Genomic DNA, 22983 nt, shown 5'->3' on the forward strand with positions numbered 1-22983 from the left:
AATGCCTGAAGTCTTGAGAGTAGAAAACATTACAAAAGAATATCCGGGAGTTTTAGCCTTAAACCATGTATCCTTTGAGGTTCAAGCCGGAGAAGTGCACACGCTTCTCGGCGAAAACGGGGCGGGAAAATCGACATTGATTAAAGTAATTTCGGGTGTCATTGCTCCGAACCAAGGGAAAATTGTGTTTCAAGATCAAGAAGTCACGTTTAGGAATCCAATGGATGCTTCACGTTTGGGAGTCAGTACAGCTTTTCAGGAAGAAGCGCTGTTTCATGAACTCTCGATCTACGAAAATATTTATATGGGCCAGATCCCGAGCCATATGGGAAAGATAAAAAAATCAAAAATGATTGAAACATCTTCTGATTTACTAGAGCAGGTCGGGATAAAAGGCGTGAATCCCAAAACCTTGGTGAAGGATCTCAACATTGCTACCAGGCAATTGGTACAATTGGCCCGTGCGATCCTGAACGAAGCCAAAGTTCTTATTTTAGATGAACCTGCCACAGCATTGACCCCGTTAGAACGAGAAAATTTATTTCGTGTGGTAGAAAAGTTCAAAAAGCAAGGAACGGGTATCATCTTTGTTTCTCACCATTTAAAGGAAGCTTTAGATATCAGTGATCGAATTACTGTATTGAAAGACGGAAAACGGATGATTACGACTGAAGCAAAGGGCGTGACCGAAAAGCAAGTCGTACATTGGATGGTGGGAAAAGAAATTGGGGATATTTACCCAGAGAAAAAAGTAAACAGAGCCGAAGTCATTTATGAAGTGAATCATCTATCCTTATCCCCCCATTTCAAAGATGTCCGTTTTCAGCTTCATAAGGGGGAAATACTAGGGATCGCTGGTCTTATGGGTTGCGGAAAAGCGGAGTTGGCCAAGGTGCTATTTGGACATCTCGTCGCGGATAAAGGAAGCGTGAAGATTAATCATGAGGAAGCCATCATCCAAAACCAAAGAAATGCGATAGATAACGGTATCTTTCTCATTCCGGATAATCGAAACGAAGCCCTATATCTATCGAAACCGATTTGTGAGAATGTGAGTTTGCCTGCGATTCAAAACTATTCGAAAAGATGGAAGATCAATAAAAAGAAAGAGCATCAGGATGTAGAGGAATTAGCCAAGAGATTAAAAGTGAAAGCCGTAAGCGTAGATTATCATGTCGACACATTAAGCGGAGGGAATCGTCAAAAAGTCCTCATTGCTAGAGGGATCTTTGCCGGAGCTGAAATTATTATCTTTGTAGAGCCTACACTGGGAGTTGATGTAGGGGCCCGGTCTGAAATCTATGATTTGATTGCCGAATTATCCCAAAATGGCCGTTCTGTCATCGTGATTTCTTCCGATGTTCCGGAAATCGTTGGTTTATCCCACCGTGTACTAGTCATGCATCAAGGAGAAATAAAGGCTAATTTGGATGAGAATGAAATTTCAGAGCAGAACATTTTGAACTATATGGTTACCCAGAGCAAGAATTCCACCAATGAAATGGCGGTATAAAGGATTCAGCAAGTGGTTGCTTAAGAGAGGAGCGGATGACTTGGTACAATATCCGTATTTTAAAGATAAGGCCGTTGCGATCGTAGGCGGAGCAGAGGGAATCGGGCGATCATGTGCCAAACTGTACGCAGGGCAGCAGGCTAAAGTATTCCTGGCCGATATTAACGAAGAAAAAAGCGAGGAACTTTGCAATGAAATAAAAGGCCAAGGCGGTTGGATCGAGTACGTAAAAACGGATGCTACGAACCCGGAAGAAATGAGGCGATTCGCCGAAAGTGTTGGAAGCGATAATCGTGAACTATACGCCGTGATTAATTGTACAGGCGGTTTTACCGGATATACCCCAACGATAGATTTGTCTGATAAAGAGTGGGACCGAATTCTAAGATTGAATCTGTACAGTACGTTTTATAGCTGCAAAGAGTTAGCGGCTAAAATGATCCCATCCAAAAAGGGATCCATTGTCAACGTAACGTCCATATCAGCGAGGACGGCGCTTGAAAATACCCCGATTCATTACTCCTGCTCCAAAGCGGCGGTTGAATCGATGACCCGGGTATTAGCGGCAGAATTAGGTCCTTTTGGGATTCGAGTGAATGCCGTTGCCCCGGGAACAACGAAAACGGAACGAGCAATTGGGGTTCGCGGTGAAGCCACCATGGATTTATGGGGAAAAAACATTCCTCGCGGTGTTTTAGCCACACCGGAAGAGATAGCCAAAGTGATATTATTTTTAACCAGCGACGAAGCTGAACATATCACGGGAGTCAGCCTTGATGTGAATGGCGGCCAATTAATAGTTTGAATATTTTTAAAAAAACAATAGATAGCTGGAGGTTCTTATGGATATTGAATTGCTAACGGAAGCTTATACGGTAATGAAAAAGATTAGAAGATTTGAGGAGACGCTGGCTGTATTATATACGGAAAATTTAATTCGAGGTTCCATGCACTTGTGCATTGGCCAAGAAGCGGTGGCAGCTGGCGTAGGTTTGGCGATGGAAGCCCAAGATAAAATGACCACCACTTATCGCGGCCACGGACATGTCATTGCCAGAAAGACTCCGATCAAATATTTAATGGCTGAAATGTTGGGGAGGGAGACAGGAATCAACAAAGGACGAGGGGGATCCATGCACTTTACGGATGTAAGCAGGGGGGTGCTTGGTGCAAATGCCATCGTCGCTGCCGGACTGCCGCATGCTGTGGGTGCTGCTTATTCAGCCAAATATCTGAAGGAAAAATTTGTTACGGTGACGATCTTTGGAGATGGATCAACGAACCAGGGAGCGTTCCATGAAGCCCTAAACTTGGCCGCGGTGTATAAACTGCCCGTGTTGTTCGTCTGCGAGAATAATCTTTACTCAGAAATGACGCCAATCGAAGAAATCGTGCCGGTAGAGCATATGGCAGAACGTGCCGAAGCCTATAAAATTCCTTCCTATATCGTGGATGCATATAACGTCGAGGAAGTTTATGAGGTTACGAAAAGAGTGATCGAAGAAATTCGTGCTGGAAAAGGGCCTGCGTTTATCGAAATGAAAACATATAGACTTGCCGGCCATATGGTGGGGGATGCGGAAATCTACCGCAGTAAAGAAGAGGTTGCAGAGTGGGCTCAGAGAGATCCAGTTAAGATCGTTGCAGAACGTTTAGCTAAAAAAGGAATCAATGTGAATGCAATAGACAATTTGATCGAAAAAGAGATTGAAGAAGCAGTAGATTTTGCCAGAGAAAGTCCTTGGCCTGATCCAAGCCAATTGTTTGAAGGAATTTATTACGGAGAATAGGAGAGATATGATGCAAAAGATGACTTATACGCAGGCGCTAAATTTGGCCATACGGGAAGAAATGGAACGAAATGATCGGGTGGTGTTATTCGGGGAAGACATTGGCAAACCTGGCGGTGCATTTAAGGTTACGCAGGGACTTTGGGAACGTTTTGGTTCGGAACGTGTCCTGGATACGCCGATTTCAGAAACGGGATTTTTCGGAATGGCAGTCGGGGCTGCCCTGACTGGCTTAAGGCCGGTAGTGGAAATACTGTATATGGATTTTTGCGCCGTAGCGATGGATCAGCTGATCAATCAGGCGAACAAATTGACCTATATGTCTGGAGGGCAATTCCCTGTTCCTGTCGTTTTTCGCGGACAACAGGGGGCAGGCAGAGGAAATGGAGCGCAGCACTCTCAAAGCTTTGAATCTTTATTTTGCAATATGCCGGGAATTGAAGTGGTGCTCCCTTCGAGCCCGAATGATGCTTACGGCTTATTTAAAACGGCGGTTCGCAATAATAAGCCGGTGATTTTTCTGGAACATAAATTGCTTTATGGAATCAGAGGAGAAGTGGAAGTTGGCCAGGATCCGATTCCTTTCGGAAAAGCAAATATCGTTCGCCGCGGGGAAGATGTGACGATTGTAGCCGTATCCCGAATGGTAGAATTGGCGAAGGAAGCTGCCGCTAATTTGGAACAAATAGGCATTTCGTGCGAAATTATTGATCCGCGGACACTTGTCCCTTTCGATCTGGAGACGGTTAAAAAATCAGTGCAAAAGACCGGAAGGCTAGTTGTGGTTGAAGAATCCCACAAATGGGGTTCGATCGGTACATCGATTATCCACGAAGTAGTGGAACAGGCATTTGATTATCTCGATGCCCCTCCCAAATTGGTGGGAACCGAGAATGTTCCCATCCCTTACAGCAAGCCATTGGAAGATGCAGCCATTCCATCCGTTCCAAAAATTGAGAGCGCGGTGCAATCGCTAGTTTAATAGAGGTCTAACAAAAAGGGAGGTACCCATGGTCATCACATTACCGAAATTAGGCGCAAACATGGACAGTGCCGTCATCACCAAGTGGCTGAAATCTGAGGGAGATCCGGTAGACAAAAATGAAGCGATTGCTGAAGTGTCCACCGATAAAGTGAACGTAGAGCTTGAAGCTCCCGAAGCGGGCTTTCTGGTCAAACAATACTTTCAAGAAGATGATGACGTGCCCGTTGGGGCGATCGTGGCCGAGATCGGTCCCCCTGCAGAGAAGTCAAATGAAGGAATAGCGAAAGAATCCGTGAAAGGACAAAAGGGAGATGCCAGACGGATTCTTGCCTCACCTTCGGCACGCAAACTAGCCATGAAACTAGGCTTGGATCTAGCCGAAGTCAAGGGCAGCGGTCCTAACGGACGGATTGTTCGGAAGGATATCTTGGATTCTACCAACGCTGAAACCTCCGAAAAGGAGGAGAAAAAACACGATCCTGTACGGTTGGATGAAAACAATCATAAACCCATTCCCCATGAACGGGACGATCATCCAAAAGAAGCAGTCGAAATTTGTTCATTGAATAGAATTGAGAGGATCAGTGGGGAACGTATGCTGCAAAGCCTTCAATCCACGGCACAGCTTACTTTGACTCGAGACGTTGATGTGACTGATGCATTAGCTATGCTGGAATCGGTAAAAAAGGCGAAAGGGTTACGTATCACTTTTACCTCTATGATCCTACTGGCCGTTGCTAAAGCGCTAAAAGTGCATAGAAGGTTTAATGGGAAATTGGAGAACGGAGAAATCAGAATTCCGTCCGGCATACACCTGAATGTGGCAGTAGCGACGGATAATGGACTCCTGGTACCTTTGATTAAAGATTTGCAGTATAAATCCCTGATTGAGGTCTCCCGGGATCTTAACCATATCGTGGATAAGGCAAGAGACGGGAAACTGGATTCCGATGACCTCGGGATCGGCAATTTTACCCTAACCAATCTCGGAGCGAGTGGTGTAGATACGTTCACACCGATATTGAATCCGGGTCAAATCGGTATTCTCGGTGCAGGAAGAATTCTGCAGCGCCCTTGGGTTTATGATGGAAAGCTAGACGTTCGGTCGATCCTTTCACTATCGCTGACGTGGGATCATCAAGCTGTGGATGGCTATCCGGCTGCGCAATTCATGAAGAGCATTGCTGAAAATCTGGAGACACCAAGCCTCATGCTATAAAAAAGAAGCGGGTGATTTTATGAAGGGTGACTCTCAAGTGCCTTGCACTTTCTTTTGAGTCACCTTCTATCATGAAGCAAAGGAGTATTTATGCCATCCATTCGTAAGGATCTGCATTGGTCAAAACATCTCAATGCTTTTACCGTTTTTACCATGTTGCAATGGTTCGTCATGATGCTGTTAAATGCGATGGTGATTCCGTTATCCATTGCCCATTTATTTCATTTGACGGCTCAGGAAACGTCACTTTTCCTAAGCAATACGTTTTTCTTCGTTGGGCTGTTTTCGCTGATTCAAGTTCTTTTCGGGCATAAATTACCCATTATCGATGGTCCTGCAGGCATTTGGTGGGGAGTCATTTTTATTACGTTTCAAATCAACAGTCAACTAGGCATGGACAAGCTGCTGATCGGCCAAGGATTGGAGCTTGGTTTTATTGCAGTGGGTGTGTACTTATACGCCATGGGCATTTGCCGCCTAACAGGCAAAATTTCTGCCTTATTTTCGCCATTGGTTAATGGTGTTTTTATGCTGATTATGCCTTTTTCCATGTCCGGTACGTTGCTGAAAGGCATGCTTGGTTTAGATTCGGCTACATCATTCAATGGGAAAATCGCAGTTTCTTCGATTCTCCTTTTTGTTTTTATTCTATTTATTTCTCGATTAAAACGAATCAAGTGGATTAGTTCCTTTTCCCTGTTAATCGGAATCGTCATGGGATGGTTATTGTTTTTGCTATTGGGCTTTCGCGAAAATATTGTCCTGGAGCCTTTGTTTTCCTATCCCACCCTATTCTTTTGGGGGATGCCCCAATTAGATTGGGGGATTCTTTCCGTTACCTTCATTACAGGTTTTATCATGCTGGCTCATGTAACAGTTAGTATCCAATCGATGGCACTGGTAAGCAAGAAGGAAATATCCTCACAAGTATATGACAGCACGAGTAAAATTTCTGGAATATCCTATGTTCTGACCGGTTTGAGCGGCGTGATTGGCTTATTGCCTTTAGCCAGCTCATCGAGTGTCGTTAGCTTGTCCGGTGTCTTTTCACGGGTACCGTTTATCTTGGCCTCCATATTGATGATAAGTTTAGGATTTTTTCGAGGCATGAGCAATATCTTGAGTTCCATTCCTGAACCGGTTATCTATACCGTTCTATTCATTCTGTTTATTCAGCTTGTGGAGATTGGATTTAAATTTTTTGAATTGATCGAGATGAACAGCAAACAATTATTTATCATTAGCTTCAGTTTATTGCTGGGGATGGGAGTCATGTTTCTTCCTCCCAGTTTTATCCAACTCTTTCATCCCGTTGTTGGAAACATTGTAGGGAACGGGTTGGTTGTGGCAATCTTATGTTCTGTTTTATTGGAACAAAGTTTTAATCTCTCAAAAAGGTGGGGTGAACCAAAATGGCAGATGGAAAATTTCAAAAAGAGGTGGATGTAGTGGTTATTGGCTCAGGGCCGGGCGGTTATACAGCAGCCATCCGCGCGGCTCAAATGGGCAAGAAAGTGACCATAGTGGAGAGAGATTTCCTGGGCGGAGTATGTTTAAATGTGGGGTGTATCCCATCGAAAGCGCTGATTTCCGCTGCTGAAAAGTTTGAACAAATGTCACATCTAAAAGAAATGGGAATTGAACTGGATGGTGCCCGATTAAACTTTGCCAAGGTTCAAGAGTGGAAGCAAAGCATTATTAAAAAGCTTACAGGTGGCGTCGGCAGTTTACTGAAAGGTAATAAGATTGAAGTCATCAAAGGAGACGCTCAATTTGAAAGTCAAAACCAAATTCTCGTTGTGGATCAACAAGAGTCACGCAGTCTCCAGTTTAAGGATTGTATCATCGCAACGGGGTCCCGCCCGATCGAGTTACCCAATATCCCATTCGGAGAAAGGGTGCTATCATCAACGGGTGTATTAAATTTAGAAGAAGTGCCCAAAAAAATGGTGGTTATCGGCGGTGGATATATCGGTATAGAATTAGGTCAAGCTTTTGCTAAATTCGGGACAAAAGTGACGATTCTAGAGGGAGAAGGTTCCATTCTGACCGGTTTTGACAAACGTTTAGTAAACATAGTGAATCGAAATCTAAAAAAGGCAAACGTAGACGTTTTTACGAAGGCTATCGCAAAGAGTTGTGCAGAAAAGAACAATCAAATGACCATCACATATGAAGTACTAGGAGAAGAAAAGCAGGTAACCGCCGACTATGTATTAGTTACAGTCGGAAGAAAGCCAAATACAGATCAGCTCGTCTTAGATATGGCTAGTGTGAAAACCAACGCTAAAGGATATATTGAAGTGGATCGCCAATGCAGGACGGAAGTACCCAATATATTTGCAATTGGGGATATTGTTCTCGGCCCCGCTTTAGCACACAAAGCTGCCTATGAAGCAAAGGTAGCTGCCGAAGCCATTGCTGGTGAACCTAGTGCGGTTAATTACCGCTGTATACCTTCCGTTGTATTTTCTGACCCTGAGATCGCTGTGGTCGGTTTAACTGAAAAAGAAGCAAACGATGAAGGATACGAAACCATGGTAGGAAGATTTTCTTACATGGCAAACGGTAGAGCCTTAGCCTTAAATGAAACGGAAGGTTCGGTTACACTGGTAGGTGACAAGAAAACCGGTATCGTGTTAGGAGCACAAATTATCGGTGCAGAAGCATCCAATTTAGTGGCCGAAGTGGCCTTAGCGATTGAGATGGGCGCCACATTTGAAGACATCGCATTGACCATCCATGCTCATCCGACACTCGGAGAGATGATGATGGAAGCTGCAGAGATTGGAATGGGTTTGGGTATTCATTCAGTGTAAAAAGTTATATGCCGTTCAATATGTTGCACCCTAATTTGAAGAAAATATATTTAACATTCAAAAAATAACTTTAGATTATGAAGGCTTTGTGAATATTTTTATTTTTGACTAATCACCTGTTTAAAATTTCATAAAGTCATGATAAGTAACTAAATAAATAATGCCCCAAAGAGGAGAGCTATCAGGGATGCGCTGAAACAGAGTCGTCACTTCTACCGATCCTCTCACTTTGTTGGTACTTTTTTGTACTAAGCAAGACCTTTGCCATTAGCAGAGGTCTATTTATTTTTGTAAAAAAAAATAATTTAAGGGTAGAATGCACATGAACTTTTTTATATGCGTATGCGGATCTAATTTGAAAACTCATTGTACTCTAGTCCAGAAGATCGGAACACAGCTAAATACCGATTAGTGAAGGGTGAAGTCAAGTTTATTTTCGTGGTTGATTTGTATAATGAAGGAGTCGACATTCCTGAAGTCAACACCATCCCCCATACCTCGAAGCGAGTGGACTTTCTGATTTCTGGGAAAGACGAAAACAAAAATAACGTGGTCATTGTGGAACGAAAGCAGTGGGGAGCGTTGGAAGCAGTTGGGGAAAAGAAGCCATTGTTAAGACGGCCATGAATCGCGGGATGATTGAAACGACGATTAATTTAATAATGGAACAGAAAAAGAAGAAGAGCGACATTCCGCTCTTCTTGTCCATGCTATTTTTCATTAGGCGTTACAACCTGGCCGAAACTGCTGAACATGCCGACGTAAGGCTTTTTCTCCGGATATTGGTAGGTTTTCAGCTTGCTGGTCGTCTTGCCTAAGTCTACGATTGCTTCTGCAAATTTCACAGCAGCGACTACTCCATCGATAACGGGGACACCAAGATCATTCTCCAGTTTTTGCGCGAATTCGGCCATTCCCGCACAACCGAGGAGGATGGCTTCCGCATGGTCTTCTTCGACGGCACGGCGTCCTTCTTCGGCTAGCATCTCCATTCCTCTTACCGGATCCCGCTCAAAATCCAGGACACATAGGGGGGTTGTACGGATGTTGGCCAAACGGTGGGTCATGCCGTAGCCGGCAACCAGTTCCTCGAGCATGACTTTGATGCGGGGGAGAACGGTGACCACGGAGAACCGAGCGGCCAGCATGGAAGCCATATACATAGACGCTTCAGCAATTCCGATGACTGGAGCCTTCGTAACTTCGCGGGCAGCCTGAAGGCCAGGATCGCCGTAGCAGGCAATGACGAAAGCGTCGACTTTTTCCTGATCCCCTTTTTGGACTTCTTGGATTACGCCGGGAATGGCCAAATATTCATCATAGTAGGACTCAATCGATACCGGACCGAATTCAGGACTTACTGCGATGATTTCGGTTCCCGGACGGGCAGCCCCTTTTGCCGCGTGTTCAATGCCCCGGGTCATCTCCCAGGTGGTGTTAGGGTTGATTACTTTAATTTTCATATCAAATCACTTCCTCTTTCTTTTTAGTGGTGGAGCCAGGAGAAACATGAATTTCAGACTGAGGATATATTTTCGCTATCCAATGCTTCATCAGCGGATAATAAAGGATGGCTGAAATCCCAAAAGCCGTAATAAAGCCATAATCTGGTGCCGCCAACACCGATAGGGATGCCGGAATATAGGCGACAACCGCGGCAGGGTTGATATTATTCCAATACTTGTATTGCCCGCCGACTTTGAACAGTTCATCTACATTCAGTTGTCGCTTGCGGAGCAGATAATAGTCAGAAAACATAATTCCTGCAATCGGGCCAAGGAGGGCCGTAATGACCAGCAGAATTTGGGGAATGTATGCAGCATAATTCCATGGCTGAATCGCCAAGCCGATGATTCCGGCTATGACCGCGGCAGTAGCAAAATTAATCTTCCGCGGAAAGAAATTGACAATGATATATCCCGGTGGCAGCAGGTTGGCACTAATATTTGTGGACCATTGCGCTAGGATGACGAACGCAAGACAGATAATCAATAGCAGGGGACTATCTTTGCCAAGCGTTTGGACCATGACCTCGATGGGATTCCAGTTACCTGTCGCCACCCCGCTGGTAATCCCGATGATCGTAAAAATCAGCATAGAGGAAATGAGACCGATGGTATGGCCCCAGAAGCTTCCCCTGTTGGCTTGCCACCAGGTTCCGTTTTGGTCTTGTTTGCTTACTTTCAGGAAACGCGTAAAGTCGGGTGCGTTCAAGGCCATCGTGATGTACGCGCCCATCTGGGCCACAATCGCAAAGCCAAGGCTGACGCCTCCTTCTCCTTTCATGGAGAAGAGCTTGCCGAAGGTCAAATCATGCTGGTTCATGACCATGACTTGGAGAATGAGGCCGATGACCAGGATGCTTGGGGCAGCAACCCATTCAAACTTGGTAATGGCGTTAATTCCCATGGCGGTATTAATGATTTGCACGGCTCCGAATAAAACGATCCAGAGTGTCAAATTGGAATACCCGGTCAGCATCTCCACGATGATATTCAGGGCAGTCGCTCCCATCCAGGTTTGGAAACCAAACCAGAAAATGGCCGGGACGGCCCGGAAAAACGCAGGGATGTGGGTTCCCAGGTAGCCAAAGCAGGCGCGTATGTAGACCGCGTATGGAACTCCATGACGAATTCCAATGTCCCCGATTAGAGTCAGTAGTGCTGCTACGAACAAGTTTCCGATTAAGCAGGTAATCAGAATCTCCGCGGGAGATAGGGCGGGATAAAGCTGTGCCCCTAAAATGAACGTAACAAGCTGGACAGCGATTCCAATCCAAAGCAACAAAAAGCCGAAGTTGCTGATATGGCGCTGCTTTTCTGTAGTGGGCATGATGTCTTTCCCTGTGAGACTGATGCCTTTGTCTTGAGAATGCTGCATGACTGAAAACCTCCTTTTCTATAGAAATGATTTCAATGCACTAAACTAGCAAATCCTATGCCAATGGCCGTCCCACGGGAAAATATAGGATGATTAGGGAGAGTGATTGCCGATTTGCAAACCGGTATAGGGGTCTAGGTGACTAAACGCTGTTCCTATCTATCCAATCCATGTGTTGCATTGTTACAAAAATATTTGCAAAATTGCAAAAGTGTAGTAATCTATATACAGGAAAACATGGGGAGTGAAGAATCATGGAGAGCTCAAGGATGGCGGTTGATCAGGATATGCTGCGTTCGTTGCCGTTTGGTGTCATGAAGGTAGATATAAAAGGACGCATAAAATGTGGAAATCCAATTGTTTCCTCGTTTTTTCGGATACCTTTAAACGAGGTTCTAACCCAACCGATTCAGAGGTTCCTTCCTTCCACCCATATCATTAAAGTGATGAAGACCAATCAGATGAATGTCATGTTGACGGAAACGGAATGGGGAGACAAAGCTCTTCTGCTGGAGCTGCCTCTACAGCTGGAGGACGGAGTCATGGAGGGTTTGATTCTTCTGATTGGACAGGAAATGTTTGAACGGATGATCTCCCATTCTGATCATGTAGCTGACCTCAAGCAGGAGCTAGAAGCGATTATGAACCTGATTGGGGAACTAGTCACGATCACGGATGGCAAAGGACAGGTTCTGCGGGTCAATGCAGCTTGCGAAAAAGTAATGGGGGTAAAGGAATGGGATTTTGTCGGGCAGCCGGCATCGGTATTAGAAGACCGGATGATCGTTGACCAATCCTCTACGAAGAAAGTGTTGAAGGAACAACGGCCGGTCACGGTCGTGCAGACGACCAAATCTGGCCGGAGATTGATTGTAAACGGGTATCCGATTTACAACGAAACGGGAAATCTCGTCAAAGTCATCAATATTTCGAAAGATATCACAGAAGAGGACAAGCTTTCCAAGCAGCTGGAAGAATCGAAGCGGCTGGTGAGGCAGTATGAAGAAGAACTTTCGAGGGTCCGGCAGGAGGGAAAAGAGCAGATTGTCGTCAAATCCAAGGCCATGGAAGAGATTTATGATTTAGCCTATCGGATTGCCGATGTGGATTCCACTGTCTTGATTCTCGGGGAGTCTGGGGTGGGCAAGGAGGTTTTGGCCCGGAATATTCATCAACACAGTTCACGGCACAAGGAACCTTTCATGAAAATCAACTGCGGAGCCATTCCGGAGAATTTGATGGAATCCGAGCTGTTTGGCTATGTCAAAGGTACCTTTACGGGAGGGAACAAGGACGGGAAAACAGGGATGATCGTCAGTGCCCACAAGGGAACTTTCTTTTTGGATGAGATTGGGGAACTCCCTCTTCACCTTCAGGTGAAGCTTCTGCAGGTGCTGCAGGAGAAGCGGGTGACTCCTCTTGGAAGCACGGCTTCGATTGAAGTGGATGTCCGCTTCATTGCGGCTACCAACCGAAATTTGGAGAATATGGTGAAAAACGGACAGTTTCGCGAAGACCTTTTTTATCGCTTGAATGTAATCCCCATGACGATCCCGAGTCTGCGTGAGAGAAAAGAGGATATCCCTTTTCTTATTGATCATTTTCTGCTTCTATATAACAGCAAGTATGGTAAATCGGTGGTCATGGACCAGGGAGCCATGGAGATATGCGTGCATTATCCGTGGAACGGGAATGTGCGGGAACTCCAGAATGTCGTAGAAAGACTGGTCGTGACCAGTCCCCAGGAATTTATTACCGACAGGGATATGCCGAATAATATGAAGCAATTGCAGCCATGGAGCCGGGAAAAAGCAAGTGTTTCGCTAAAGGAGGCAGTAGAAGACTACGAAAAGGGTCTGCTACTTGATATGTTGAAGCAGTGCCGGACGATGAGGGAGGCGGGACAGAAGCTGGGGGTTGATATCTCCACTATTAGTCGGAAAATTAAAAAATACAAAATTGAATTTGCGGATATGCAGTAATGTGTTGCAAGACTGCAAACATCAGAAAGTGCATAGTTTACTGAACTTTTCGCTATTAGATTTGCAATTTTGCAAATCCTTAATTTTTTTAACTGAGGAAAACTCAAGTGGAACGCTCATCTCCATATTGGCATGGTTATTGCAAATGTAATAACGTGAAACTTCAATTCTGAAAGGAGATCCATCATGAAATTAATCGGAGTCGATGTAGGAGGAACGTTTACAGACATTGTCTTCACTGATACGGATCAGGGGATTACATACATTCATAAGGTCCCTACCACATTGGAAGATCCCTCCATCGGTGTCGTAAGGGGAATGGAGGAACTGTGCGAGCGTCAGGGAATCGCCAAGAACGAAATCGATCATGTTTTTCATGGAACAACCATTGCCACTAATGCCATCCTGGAGTATGACGGCAGTACAACCGGCATGATCACAACCAAAGGATTCCGGGATGTCGTCCACATTGGCCGCCATCAGCGCCCGGAGAACTACTCGATTATGCAGGATATTCCGTGGCAGGACCGCCCGCTCGTCCAGCGGAGGCATCGCAAGACTGTTGAAGAGCGGCTGGCGCCTCCTAAAGGGGATGTGCTCGTGCCATTAAATGAAACGGAGGTTCGCGAGGCTGTGCGGGAATTGAAAGCAGCCGGAGTCGAATCGATCATTGTTGCCTTCCTATTTTCCTATATCAATCCGGTCCATGAAAACCGGGTAAAGGAAATTATTCACGAGGAGTACCCGGAGGCCTTCGTCACCACGTCTTCCAGTGTTTCTCCTCAATTCCGTGAGTTTGAGCGGTTTACGACGGCTGGCATCAACGGTTTTGTAGGGCCGAAAGTAAAGCGTTATATCAAAAATCTTGAAGCGAAAGTCCACGAAACGTTTGAAAAAGCGGATCTTCATATCATGTGTTCCAATGGAGGAGTGGGGACTCCTGATTCTGTCGCAGAGAAGCCGGTCAATACCCTTCTATCCGGTCCAGCTGCCGGGGTCCTTGGCGGGGCCTGGTCAGGACAGTTGTCGAACCGAAGCAAGCTGATTACGTTTGACGTTGGCGGAACGAGTGCGGATATTGCGATCATCACAGAACAGGGCTATCAGGAATCATCCGCCCGGGATACCTGGATTGCCGGCTATCCGGTGATGGTGCCTATGATTGATATCCATACGATCGGAGCAGGCGGAGGAAGCCTTGCCTACGTTGATGAAGGCGGCGCCTTCAGAGTGGGTCCGCGCAGCGCAGGTTCCCGTCCGGGACCGGCGAGTTATGGCCACGGCGGAACAAGGCCGACGGTAACGGATGCGAATGTTGTATTGGGCCGCTTGGATGAAGACAACTTCCTTGGGGGAGAGATGAGGATTTTCCCGAACTTGGCCTATAAGGTAATTGGTGAGTTGTCGGAACAACTGGAGTTGTCGATCAACGAAACCGCAGAAGGAGTCCTGACGATTCTCAATAACAATATGGCGAATGCCATCCGGGCTAAAACGATCCAAAAAGGACACGATCCGCGGGAATTCTCCCTGATCGCATTCGGGGGAGCCGGCCCGTTGCATGCGGTCGAAGTGGCGAAAATCCTGAATATACCGGAAGTCATTATCCCGCCGCATCCGGGTATCACCTCGGCCACAGGATTGCTGACCAGCGATTTGAAATATGATGTGATCAAAACGGAATTCATGCTCAGCACGCAGCTGCGCCCTGATCAATTAAACCAGGATATCGCGGCGCTTTCCGAGCAGATCACACTCCAGCTTGCTGAAGATGGAATGGATGCAGGGCAGATCAAGATTCAGCGGTTTGCGGACTGCCGCTATGTGGGGCAAGGATATGAGCTGCGGATTGAGCTTCCAGAGGGTGACTTGGATGAGAGAAAGATTCAGTCAGCATTTGATAACTTCCACAAGCTGCATGAAGCGGAATATGGTCACTGCTTTGAGACCAGTCCCATTGAAATCGTCAACCTTCGATTGACTGGCCTCGGCATCATGCCGAAAATCGGGGATCCGTCCGTTGGGGGAGAAGGTAGCGCAGATCAGGGTCTAATCAAAAAAGGCGAAACCGTATTCCGGGTAGACGGTGAATTGAAAACATTTGAAACCTCGTTCTATCAGCGTGAACAGCTGCCGGCAGGCGCAATCTTCTATGGGCCAGCTATCGTATTCCAAAAGGATACGACAACGGTTGTTCCTCCTGGTTGTCAGGTGCTGGTGGAGAAGAGCGGAAATATGATCATTAAAGTAGAGGTGAACAAATAATGAGAGCAATTGATCCTATCACTGCGCAAGTGATTCGCGGGGCGTTGGAGAATGTGGCCATTGAGATGGGCCATAAATTAGCCAGGATGTCTTATTCGAGTATTATCCGCGAATCTGAGGATTTCGGATGCGCCATCGTCGATGCACAGGGACAGCAGCTGTGTGAATCCACTCACAGCACGCCGCTGCAATCCGGTCCGATTCCCGGCTATGTGCGGGGGATCCGGAAAATCTTTGACGAGCGGAGGGATACCTTCGAACCTGGCGATGTCATCATGCACAATTCCGCCTATCATGGAGCTTCCCATGGTCCGGATATCGGCTTTTGCGTTCCTGTTTTCTATAAAGAAGAATTGATTGGTTTTTCTGTTACGACAGCCCACCATTTGGATATCGGGGCCCTCACCCCGGGAAGCTGCGGGATTGTCGACGCGGTGGACGCCTATGCGGAAGGTCTGCAGTTTAAGGCGATCAAAGTCTATGAAAAGGGAATCAAGAACAAATATGTCTGGAACATTATGCGCGACAACATCCGCGCCTCCGATATGGTAGTGGGAGATATGGAAGCGCAAATTGCAGCCGCTCGGATCGGGGCTGAACGTTATCTGGAGATCGTGGAAAAATACGGCTTGGATACGGTTTTAGCCGCCAGCGAGGACTTAATGAATTACTCGGAAAAAATGATGCGCAGTGCCATCGAAAAGCTACCGGACGGAACCTATTCCGCGGAAGGATTTATCGATGGCTATCTGGATAGTCCGGATCCGGCCAAGAAGGACCTGAGAATTGCCGTAACGGTGAAAATCGAGGGAAGCGACCTGACGATTGACCTCACCGGTACATCCCCGCAAGTGGATGACCGACCGATCAATATGCCCTTAGAGGGAACGGTCGATTGTGCGATTTACCTAACGCTTCGTTCCATTCTGCTTGATTCCAGCATTTACGGAAATATTCCGCAGAATTCGGGCCTCACTCGTCCAGTGCAAATTGTGGCTCCGAAAGGAACGCTGTGCAATCCGATTTTCCCTGCACCGACCATTGCCCGCTTTTGTCCTGGAAACATCGTGGCTGACACGCTGATGAAGGCGTTGAGCCAAGTGGTGCCACAGCAGGTAAGCGCTGGGGTTGGAAACCTGAAGGTGGTCGCCTTTAGCGGTCTAGACGGGGAAAATTACTGGGTCTATATGGACATTATGGAGGGAAGCTATGGCGGCCGTTACGGAAAAGACGGAATGGACGCCGTGGATACCCTTTATGCCAATACGCGCAATAACCCGATCGAGGATATTGAGTCCCATTACCCGCTTCGCGTGAATCGCTACGAGCTTCGCGAGGATGTGTGCGGAGCTGGAAAATGGCGTGGAGGATTGGGCTCGATCCGTGAAGTATCGTTCCTGACGGACGGAAGCTTCTCGCTGGAAGGCGATGGCCACAAGTTTTCTCCTTGGGGATTTGCGGGCGGAACACAAGGATACGTCGGTGGACTGGTTCGTCAAGAGACATCCGGATCGTCTGAAGATCTGCCGTCGAAAATTCCAAACCGTCGCGCCAAACAGGGGGATACGCTGGTCATGACCGGCCCTTGCGGCGGCGGCTACGGCAATCCGCTAGAGCGGGATCCGCAAAAGGTGTTGGCCGATGTATTGGATGGCTATATTTCCAGAGAAACCGCAAAGAGAGACTACGGCGTGGTGATTACCGATTCCGCTGAACTCGATGAGCAGCAGACGGAGCAACTCAGAAAAAGCGCCGCGAAGGCATAATCTGCTGAACCGGAGGCTGTCCCATTGGGTCTAATCCCTTCCTGGGGACAGCCCCCTTATTATCTTAGAATGAGGTGGATTTCATGTCCAAAAAGGGAGCTGTCACTGAATCTATCTATCCGATTCCGGATGGGGAAGGTCGAATTTTAAATATTACCAGTTACATCTTGCTTTGGCTGGCCACGGCCGTTTTCCTTGGCTATTTCTTCATTGGCGCTAGCCTGGTCCCGCCGGTTGGACAGCTCAATCTGACTCAGGCGATTCTCGTCATCGTGATTGCCAAAGTGATTGTCATGTTCTTTTTCGCTCTAAACGGAGCACCGGGATGGAAGTATGGGATTCCGATGGTGGTTCAGATGCGGGCTTCCTTCGGTACCAAGGGCCAGGCTGTCCCGTCCTTAATTCGCGCCATCCCGGCGCTGCTTTGGTTCGGGGTGCAGACGTGGGTGGGAGCCATGGCGCTCAACAGTATATCCAAGGTGGTTATCGGCTTTGACAACACGTTTGTTTGGTTTGTCCTCTTCCAGCTGCTTCAAACCTGGATTGCCGCGCGCGGATTCAGTTCGATCAAATGGTTTGACGTCGTCGCTTCGATTTTCATTGCCATCTGTATGGTCTACATCATGATAAAGCTGGTCTCCAATTACGGTGCGGAGCTAACCAAAGTGATCGAAGCTCCAGGGACCTACGGGTGGCCGTTCTGGGGTGGAGTCACGATGATGTTGGGGATTTATTCTACTCTCATGCTGAATATTAGCGATTTGGTCCGTTATATCCCTCGCGATGGGGTATCCAAGGCAAAGTACACTGCTGCCCAATTAGCAGGATTACTCCCTGGAGCCTTGTTCATGTGCCTGATTGGCATCATTTCCTCTGCCACTACGGGACAATTTGATCCGATTGCGATCTTCGTTGAACAGATGCCGTCTGTCGGACTTTTAATTGTTATGATGCTGTTCATCGCTTCTGCTCAATTCACTACCAATCTGGTCGGGAATGTTGTTCCTCCGACGATGGTGATTTGCGACCTGTTCAAGGTAAGCTGGAAAACCGGGGCATGGATCACCGGAATTCTTGGTTTGTTCACTTTTCCGTGGCTGCTACTGACCGCCCAATCGTTTAATTTGTTTGTGCAGATTTATTCTGCCTTCTTGGGACCAATTCTGGGGGTCATGCTGGCTGACTACTATTGGGTGCGCAAGCAGAGATACCATTTGGCTGAACTATATAATACAAGTGGTTCTTACACTTATTACAAAGGCTTTAATCCTGCAGCTTTTATCGCCATCGCGGTAGGCGCGCTATTCGCTACCTTGAAGGTGGAGATATCCTGGTTTCTCGGTTTGGTGCCGGCTGCCGTCACCTACCAGGTGTTAATGAAATATTGGATCAGCAAAAGATATGAGCAATCTGCACCGCAGATCAGTGAAGAAGCCGAGATCCATCAAGTGCTTCAATCTCATGATGTAAAGCTCAGCTCCTAAGCAATAAAAATCGAAGAGGTAAGAAAGGGGATATCATGATTCAGAGTTTTACTATTGACGGAAAGCGAATGGAAGAGCGGCTGAAAAAGTTATCCGAGATGGGCCAAACGAAGGATGGCGGTGTTCATCGCATGGCTCTATCCGAGGATGATTTCCAGGCCCAGGAACTGGTGGCCGAATGGATGAGGCAAGCCGGAATGACCGTACGGAGAGATCATTTCTGCAATCTGATCGGGCGCAGGGAAGGAAAGGGTTCCGGGAAGCCGGTGATCATGATGGGATCGCATATCGATTCCGTTCCAAACGGAGGCCGGTTTGATGGAACTATCGGGGTCATCGGGGCGATTGAAGCGGTTCAGGCGATTCATGATGCAGGCCTACAGACGGAATATCCGATTGAGGTGGTCGCATTCTGCGACGAGGAGGGCCCTCGCTTTTCCGGCGGATTATTCGGAAGTCAGGGAATGGTCGGCAGGATTCAGCCGGGTGATCTGCAGAAAAAGGATGCCCAGGGAATTACACGTTATGAAGCGCTGAAAAGGTTTGACCTTAATCCGGACCGCATGGCGGATTCGATCAGGATCCCCGGCGAGATAAAGGTGTACTTGGAAATGCATATCGAACAAGGACCCTATCTGGAGTCGATCAACGAACCAGTTGGCATCGTAACGGGAATTGCCGGCCCTGCCTGGATTGGGGTCAAGGTAAAGGGAGAAGCGGGTCATGCCGGAACAGTTCCTATGCATCTACGGAAAGATCCAATGGTCGGAGCAGCGGAAATCATCCTTGCCATCCACCGCATCTGCGGAAAGGATCCTTCCGCCCCAACGGTCGGAACTGTCGGCAAAATCCAGTCCTTCCCGGGCGGAAGCAATGTAATCCCGGAGGGGGTGGAGTTTACCGTCGATATTCGAGACATTGATCTATCCCGGAGGGATCGGGTCATGGCAGAAATCAGATCGGCGATAGACGAGATCTGTGGGCGCTATCAACTGCAGGTCGAAATTGAAGAAAATATGAATGTCTTGCCGGTGGAATGCTCTGATCATGTGGTAAAGGCGATGCAAGAGGCGAGTGAGAGCCTAGGTTTGCAGGCCCCGAAGATGGTGAGCGGCGCCGGCCACGATGCCATGCTTTTGGCTGATATTGCCGATATGGGGATGATCTTTGTCCGATGCCGTAATGGAATCAGCCATAGCCCAAAAGAATGGGCGGAGACCGAAGACATTGTCAAGGGAACGAAACTTCTGCTAGGTACTGTTTTAAACTATGTATAGAGGATTGGGGGCTGTCTGGAGGTGAGGACGGCCCTTAATTCATATAGACAATGAAAATAGAAAACTTAACGATAAAGGAGGGTGTTAGTATTGGAAAAAGTAAATATAAATGAAAAGTTCATGCTAGTAAATGACTATTGGAGTCCTAAAATAGCAGGGGAAATCAACGATATTCATGTTAAATTTGCTAAATTAAAAGGTGAGTTTGTCTGGCATTGTCATGACCATGAAGATGAGATGTTTCTAGTTGTAAAGGAAAGTTATTACTTAGATTCAGAGATAAAGATATTTGCATCAATGAAGGAGAGTTTCTTATAGTTCCAAAAGGTGTAGAGCACATGCCTGCTGCCGAAGAAGAAGTCCATGTACTTTTACTTGAACCAAAATCTACACTTAATACCGGTAATCAAATAAACGATAGAACGGTTTCTAATCTTCAATCAATTTGACCTCGATCCATGACATACGTTGCGTCCGCTTCTTCGATGAGGGAACTCAACTAATCTTGTGTGCATTTTTACCGCATGATGGTCTTTTGAAATGTAAGCCCAGTCGCAGAGTTGTTTTGGTAGTCTGATTTCAGTAGAGTCCACAATATTCAGGCGACCGATTCGACCTGGAAGTCCTTTGAATAGGTTTCATAGTAGATCATTCCTTTCATAGAAAAATAGTTTCCCTATAAAAAGAATAGCCCATTTTTTAGACTTTGAGATTATTTATTCCTTAACTTGATGGATATGGACTGTCCCTCAGTTGAGTAAAGCACGATAGTGTTTTACGATAACGTCCTAGAGAGGAGCTGGACGAGCATAGATTGAAGCTGATTCAGGAAAGACAGCTATTGATCGCTACAAGCAATTTACTGGTCGGACACACCGATGCCGCACATGGAGTCGTTCCTCTTGCGGTTTCCCAAGCGGCAAATGTGGACTATAGGGAATATGCTCGATTTGTTATTTGATTGAAGAAGAAAAAGGGCTCCAAGTTTACACGAAAGGGACTCCCAGAAGAGTCTCTTTTTGGTCTATTAAAAAATTGCGAATGCATTTTCAAGTGATATCAAGATCGGGAAAAAGGAAAAATGAATCAATGGAAAAAGCATTATCGGTATCATGTCGCTAGCGGTTGCCCATGGTGAAGTAGTGACATTGGAAGCCGATGGAGCAGATGAAGGGGAGGAATAATTCGTGAAGAAGCCACATTCGAACGGATTTGGGAATGTCCACAGGATCTACACCCGGCTGTACCGTTGTCTATATATAAAGGAAGAAATCGATTTTCAATATGTGCAAATATTTAATTTGGAATGAGTATTATCCGATTTCTCCTAACGACCCTCAAATTTTCTATTCCTACAAGAAGGAACATGTCTCTAAACCCTTAAATATATCTCAAGTTAGGAAAATAAAGAACCCCCGAAAACCAGTTGAGTTTGAGGGTTCTTTATTAGTACCTAGAGTGGACAATTAGCTGAAGTCCTTGAACTCATACTTGTTTCTTAGTCCTCGAAGATTATTAACCGGTTCTGCCCCATATTCCGTAATAATGCATGTAGGCTCCACGCGAACACCACCAAATGGGAAACCGTGCAAGTCAAATTTAATACCAAATACCATGTTCGGCTCAAAGACAAAATCACTGTTAGGCCCTAAATCAGGAGCTTCCACGACCTCTAAACCAACGCCGTGACCGATCGCTCTCATCCCCTTGGTATAGGGAAGGAAGTATTCCGCTAGCCCAGCCTCTTCACAAAGGCGAAGGGTTTCTTGGAATAACTCTCTTCCTTTCATGCCCGGTTTAATGAATTCCACCATACGAGCATTGGTATCATAAGCGAAGTCCATGATTTTGATCTGCTCTTCCGTAGCTCCTTCCATCGCAATTGTAATTCCGGTATCCGAGCAGTAGCCAAGGACAGAAGGATTAAAATCAAACCAGACGTAATCTCCACGTTCAATCTTGCGTTCCATTGGACGCCATGTAGGGAGGTTGGTATGATCAGGACCTGTTACGACGAGATAGGCAGAGCCGATTTCGCCTCCACGGGAACGAGTAACGTATTCTCCAATGGCAGAAAGCTCGATTTCGGTCTTTCCGATTTGGACTTCTTTTAAGGCCGCAAGTATACTATCGTCGGCAAGTTTTCCGGCAGCGCGAATTAGATCCAATTCATTTTTGCTCTTATATAAGCGTTCCTGTACGACTAAATCTCCAGCTTCGACAATGTTAATGCCAGCGCTTAGCAATCCCTTTTCCATTTCACGGTATAAGGAGATGGGGAATAATTCCTCTCCCACAACTCCAACTGTTTTTACTGAATAAGAGAGATCCTGGATGAGCTGCGGCAATACGGATCTCATTTCATAAATATTGTGAACGTTTTTGACCCAGGAAAAACGTTTGGCAGCAAAACGATTCAAATTCCCCAAAAATGCTTGGATTTCACCTTCTAGAGGAATCAATAAAGCATGCGCCGATTCTTCGATACAATTGATGGTGCGGAAGTTTGTATAATACATGGAATAGCCAGGATGATATTCATCGCTGTATACAAAGAGAGCATCTACTCCTTTTCTTTTCATAGATTCTCTGATCTTTAATACACGTTTTTCAAATTCGGTTGAAAGTACTTGTAATTCCATGATAGTTCCTCCTATTTACGCCAGTTAATTTTGAGAATTAAAATGATCAAGCAGTGTAACCGTTTCCCGTGAACGTTCACATAAAAAATATACATCAGAGTTTCCTGTCCGTCAACCTATTTTAAATTTTTTGTTAATAAGCATTAGGGCAATTAAGGAAGGAGTTTTTTGAAACCAAGAAATGAATTCATATCTGTTAATTGTTTTGATGTAAACGATGCAAACCAAAACGTTTATGAAATTGTGAAGGTTCACGAAAAAAGCAATATCTCTGGTAATGAAATCATAAAACGAATAATTAGTTTTGGTAATATAACAAGAATTAATTTTAGTATTTTTAAAAACAGGAGCAATAAAACTA

General features: G+C 46.2%; 18 protein-coding genes and 1 pseudogene. 16 read left to right on the forward strand and 3 right to left on the reverse strand.

Annotated features, from left to right (window positions below; translation table 11 throughout):
- Nucleotide 1: 1 nt before the first annotated feature.
- The 8 genes from EIZ58_RS01505 to EIZ58_RS33005 all read left to right on the forward strand — a co-directional run bounded on the left by EIZ58_RS01505 (nucleotide 2) and on the right by EIZ58_RS33005 (nucleotide 8953).
- The gene (locus EIZ58_RS01505) at nucleotides 2–1513 is read left to right on the forward strand and encodes a sugar ABC transporter ATP-binding protein (protein ID WP_134698756.1); all 1512 of its coding nucleotides are present in this window, start codon (nucleotides 2–4) and stop codon (nucleotides 1511–1513) included.
- Nucleotides 1497–2318, forward strand: coding sequence for an SDR family NAD(P)-dependent oxidoreductase (locus tag EIZ58_RS01510; RefSeq protein WP_134698757.1), 822 nt, complete (start codon nucleotides 1497–1499; stop codon nucleotides 2316–2318). Before EIZ58_RS01505 ends, EIZ58_RS01510 begins: the two co-directional genes overlap by 17 nt.
- Nucleotides 2319–2355: 37 nt before the next feature.
- Nucleotides 2356–3303, forward strand: a complete 948-nt coding sequence (locus tag EIZ58_RS01515) for a thiamine pyrophosphate-dependent dehydrogenase E1 component subunit alpha (RefSeq protein ID WP_134698758.1) — start codon at nucleotides 2356–2358, stop codon at nucleotides 3301–3303.
- Between the two features lie 10 nt (nucleotides 3304–3313).
- Nucleotides 3314–4285 (forward strand): alpha-ketoacid dehydrogenase subunit beta, encoded by a 972-nt coding sequence (locus tag EIZ58_RS01520; protein ID WP_134698759.1) that lies wholly within the window; start codon nucleotides 3314–3316, stop codon nucleotides 4283–4285.
- Between the two features lie 28 nt (nucleotides 4286–4313).
- Nucleotides 4314–5507 carry a dihydrolipoamide acetyltransferase family protein gene (locus EIZ58_RS01525; protein ID WP_134698760.1) on the forward strand — a complete coding sequence of 398 codons (1194 nt, stop codon included), beginning with the start codon at nucleotides 4314–4316 and terminating at the stop codon, nucleotides 5505–5507.
- A gap of 90 nt (nucleotides 5508–5597) precedes the next feature.
- Nucleotides 5598–6956 (forward strand): purine/pyrimidine permease, encoded by a 1359-nt coding sequence (locus EIZ58_RS01530; protein ID WP_134698761.1) that lies wholly within the window; start codon nucleotides 5598–5600, stop codon nucleotides 6954–6956.
- On the forward strand, nucleotides 6920–8326 hold the full coding sequence (gene lpdA / locus EIZ58_RS01535) for a dihydrolipoyl dehydrogenase (RefSeq protein WP_134698762.1): 1407 nt from the start codon (nucleotides 6920–6922) through the stop codon (nucleotides 8324–8326). The genes EIZ58_RS01530 and lpdA overlap by 37 nt, the downstream gene beginning before the upstream one ends.
- Nucleotides 8327–8692: 366 nt before the next feature.
- Nucleotides 8693–8953, forward strand: a complete 261-nt coding sequence (locus tag EIZ58_RS33005) for a hypothetical protein (protein WP_167577404.1) — start codon at nucleotides 8693–8695, stop codon at nucleotides 8951–8953.
- Nucleotides 8954–9036: 83 nt separating this feature from the next.
- Here the strand turns inward: EIZ58_RS33005 and EIZ58_RS01540 are convergent, their stop codons facing one another.
- Both EIZ58_RS01540 and EIZ58_RS01545 read right to left on the reverse strand, forming a co-directional pair.
- Entirely contained in the window at nucleotides 9037–9789 is a 753-nt protein-coding gene (locus EIZ58_RS01540) for an aspartate/glutamate racemase family protein (RefSeq protein WP_134698763.1), read from the reverse strand.
- Between the two features lies 1 nt (nucleotide 9790).
- Complete coding sequence (locus EIZ58_RS01545) at nucleotides 9791–11206, reverse strand: cytosine permease (RefSeq protein ID WP_134698764.1); 1416 nt, start codon at nucleotides 11204–11206, stop codon at nucleotides 9791–9793.
- 254 nt (nucleotides 11207–11460) lie between these two features.
- Between EIZ58_RS01545 and EIZ58_RS01550 the strand changes: the two genes are divergently transcribed.
- From EIZ58_RS01550 to EIZ58_RS35100, 8 genes and pseudogenes are all read left to right on the forward strand, one after another.
- A complete protein-coding gene (locus EIZ58_RS01550) occupies nucleotides 11461–13188 on the forward strand; it encodes a sigma-54 interaction domain-containing protein (RefSeq protein ID WP_134698765.1) in 1728 nt (575 codons plus the stop codon).
- Between the two features lie 186 nt (nucleotides 13189–13374).
- The gene (locus tag EIZ58_RS01555; RefSeq protein WP_134698766.1) at nucleotides 13375–15453 is read left to right on the forward strand and encodes a hydantoinase/oxoprolinase family protein; all 2079 of its coding nucleotides are present in this window, start codon (nucleotides 13375–13377) and stop codon (nucleotides 15451–15453) included.
- Complete coding sequence (locus tag EIZ58_RS01560) at nucleotides 15453–17219, forward strand: hydantoinase B/oxoprolinase family protein (RefSeq protein ID WP_134698767.1); 1767 nt, start codon at nucleotides 15453–15455, stop codon at nucleotides 17217–17219. The genes EIZ58_RS01555 and EIZ58_RS01560 overlap by 1 nt, the downstream gene beginning before the upstream one ends.
- 83 nt (nucleotides 17220–17302) lie before the next feature.
- The gene (locus tag EIZ58_RS01565; RefSeq protein ID WP_134698768.1) at nucleotides 17303–18703 is read left to right on the forward strand and encodes an NCS1 family transporter; all 1401 of its coding nucleotides are present in this window, start codon (nucleotides 17303–17305) and stop codon (nucleotides 18701–18703) included.
- A 35-nt stretch (nucleotides 18704–18738) separates the two neighbouring features.
- Nucleotides 18739–19980: a M20 family metallo-hydrolase gene (locus tag EIZ58_RS01570; RefSeq protein WP_134698769.1), complete on the forward strand. Its 1242-nt coding sequence runs from the start codon at nucleotides 18739–18741 to the stop codon at nucleotides 19978–19980.
- Nucleotides 19981–20100: 120 nt separating this feature from the next.
- Nucleotides 20101–20429, forward strand: a pseudogene (locus tag EIZ58_RS01575) (cupin domain-containing protein).
- 365 nt (nucleotides 20430–20794) lie between these two features.
- A complete protein-coding gene (locus EIZ58_RS33010; RefSeq protein WP_167577432.1) occupies nucleotides 20795–20941 on the forward strand; it encodes a hypothetical protein in 147 nt (48 codons plus the stop codon).
- Nucleotides 20942–21065: 124 nt separating this feature from the next.
- The gene (locus tag EIZ58_RS35100) at nucleotides 21066–21164 is read left to right on the forward strand and encodes an HPr family phosphocarrier protein (protein WP_370297619.1); all 99 of its coding nucleotides are present in this window, start codon (nucleotides 21066–21068) and stop codon (nucleotides 21162–21164) included.
- Between the two features lie 282 nt (nucleotides 21165–21446).
- Here the strand turns inward: EIZ58_RS35100 and EIZ58_RS01585 are convergent, their stop codons facing one another.
- Complete coding sequence (locus EIZ58_RS01585; protein WP_134698770.1) at nucleotides 21447–22622, reverse strand: M24 family metallopeptidase; 1176 nt, start codon at nucleotides 22620–22622, stop codon at nucleotides 21447–21449.
- Nucleotides 22623–22983 lie beyond the last annotated feature (361 nt).

Origin of the sequence: Ammoniphilus sp. YIM 78166 (genome assembly GCF_004522215.1) — a bacterium.
In the GTDB taxonomy this organism is placed as follows: domain Bacteria; phylum Bacillota; class Bacilli; order Aneurinibacillales; family RAOX-1; genus YIM-78166.

Excerpts from the sequence above, each read along its gene's own strand:
- EIZ58_RS01505 (WP_134698756.1), top strand. The coding sequence starts at position 2 with ATGCCTGAAGTCTTGAGAGTAGAAAACATTACAAAAGAATATCCGGGA.
- EIZ58_RS01510 (WP_134698757.1), top strand. The coding sequence starts at position 1,497 with ATGAAATGGCGGTATAAAGGATTCAGCAAGTGGTTGCTTAAGAGAGGA.
- EIZ58_RS01515 (WP_134698758.1), top strand. The coding sequence starts at position 2,356 with ATGGATATTGAATTGCTAACGGAAGCTTATACGGTAATGAAAAAGATT.
- EIZ58_RS01520 (WP_134698759.1), top strand. The coding sequence starts at position 3,314 with ATGCAAAAGATGACTTATACGCAGGCGCTAAATTTGGCCATACGGGAA.
- EIZ58_RS01525 (WP_134698760.1), top strand. The coding sequence starts at position 4,314 with ATGGTCATCACATTACCGAAATTAGGCGCAAACATGGACAGTGCCGTC.
- EIZ58_RS01530 (WP_134698761.1), top strand. The coding sequence starts at position 5,598 with ATGCCATCCATTCGTAAGGATCTGCATTGGTCAAAACATCTCAATGCT.
- lpdA (WP_134698762.1), top strand. The coding sequence starts at position 6,920 with ATGGCAGATGGAAAATTTCAAAAAGAGGTGGATGTAGTGGTTATTGGC.
- EIZ58_RS01540 (WP_134698763.1), bottom strand. The coding sequence starts at position 9,789 with ATGAAAATTAAAGTAATCAACCCTAACACCACCTGGGAGATGACCCGG.
- EIZ58_RS01545 (WP_134698764.1), bottom strand. The coding sequence starts at position 11,206 with ATGCAGCATTCTCAAGACAAAGGCATCAGTCTCACAGGGAAAGACATC.
- EIZ58_RS01550 (WP_134698765.1), top strand. The coding sequence starts at position 11,461 with ATGGAGAGCTCAAGGATGGCGGTTGATCAGGATATGCTGCGTTCGTTG.
- EIZ58_RS01555 (WP_134698766.1), top strand. The coding sequence starts at position 13,375 with ATGAAATTAATCGGAGTCGATGTAGGAGGAACGTTTACAGACATTGTC.
- EIZ58_RS01560 (WP_134698767.1), top strand. The coding sequence starts at position 15,453 with ATGAGAGCAATTGATCCTATCACTGCGCAAGTGATTCGCGGGGCGTTG.
- EIZ58_RS01565 (WP_134698768.1), top strand. The coding sequence starts at position 17,303 with ATGTCCAAAAAGGGAGCTGTCACTGAATCTATCTATCCGATTCCGGAT.
- EIZ58_RS01570 (WP_134698769.1), top strand. The coding sequence starts at position 18,739 with ATGATTCAGAGTTTTACTATTGACGGAAAGCGAATGGAAGAGCGGCTG.
- EIZ58_RS01585 (WP_134698770.1), bottom strand. The coding sequence starts at position 22,622 with ATGGAATTACAAGTACTTTCAACCGAATTTGAAAAACGTGTATTAAAG.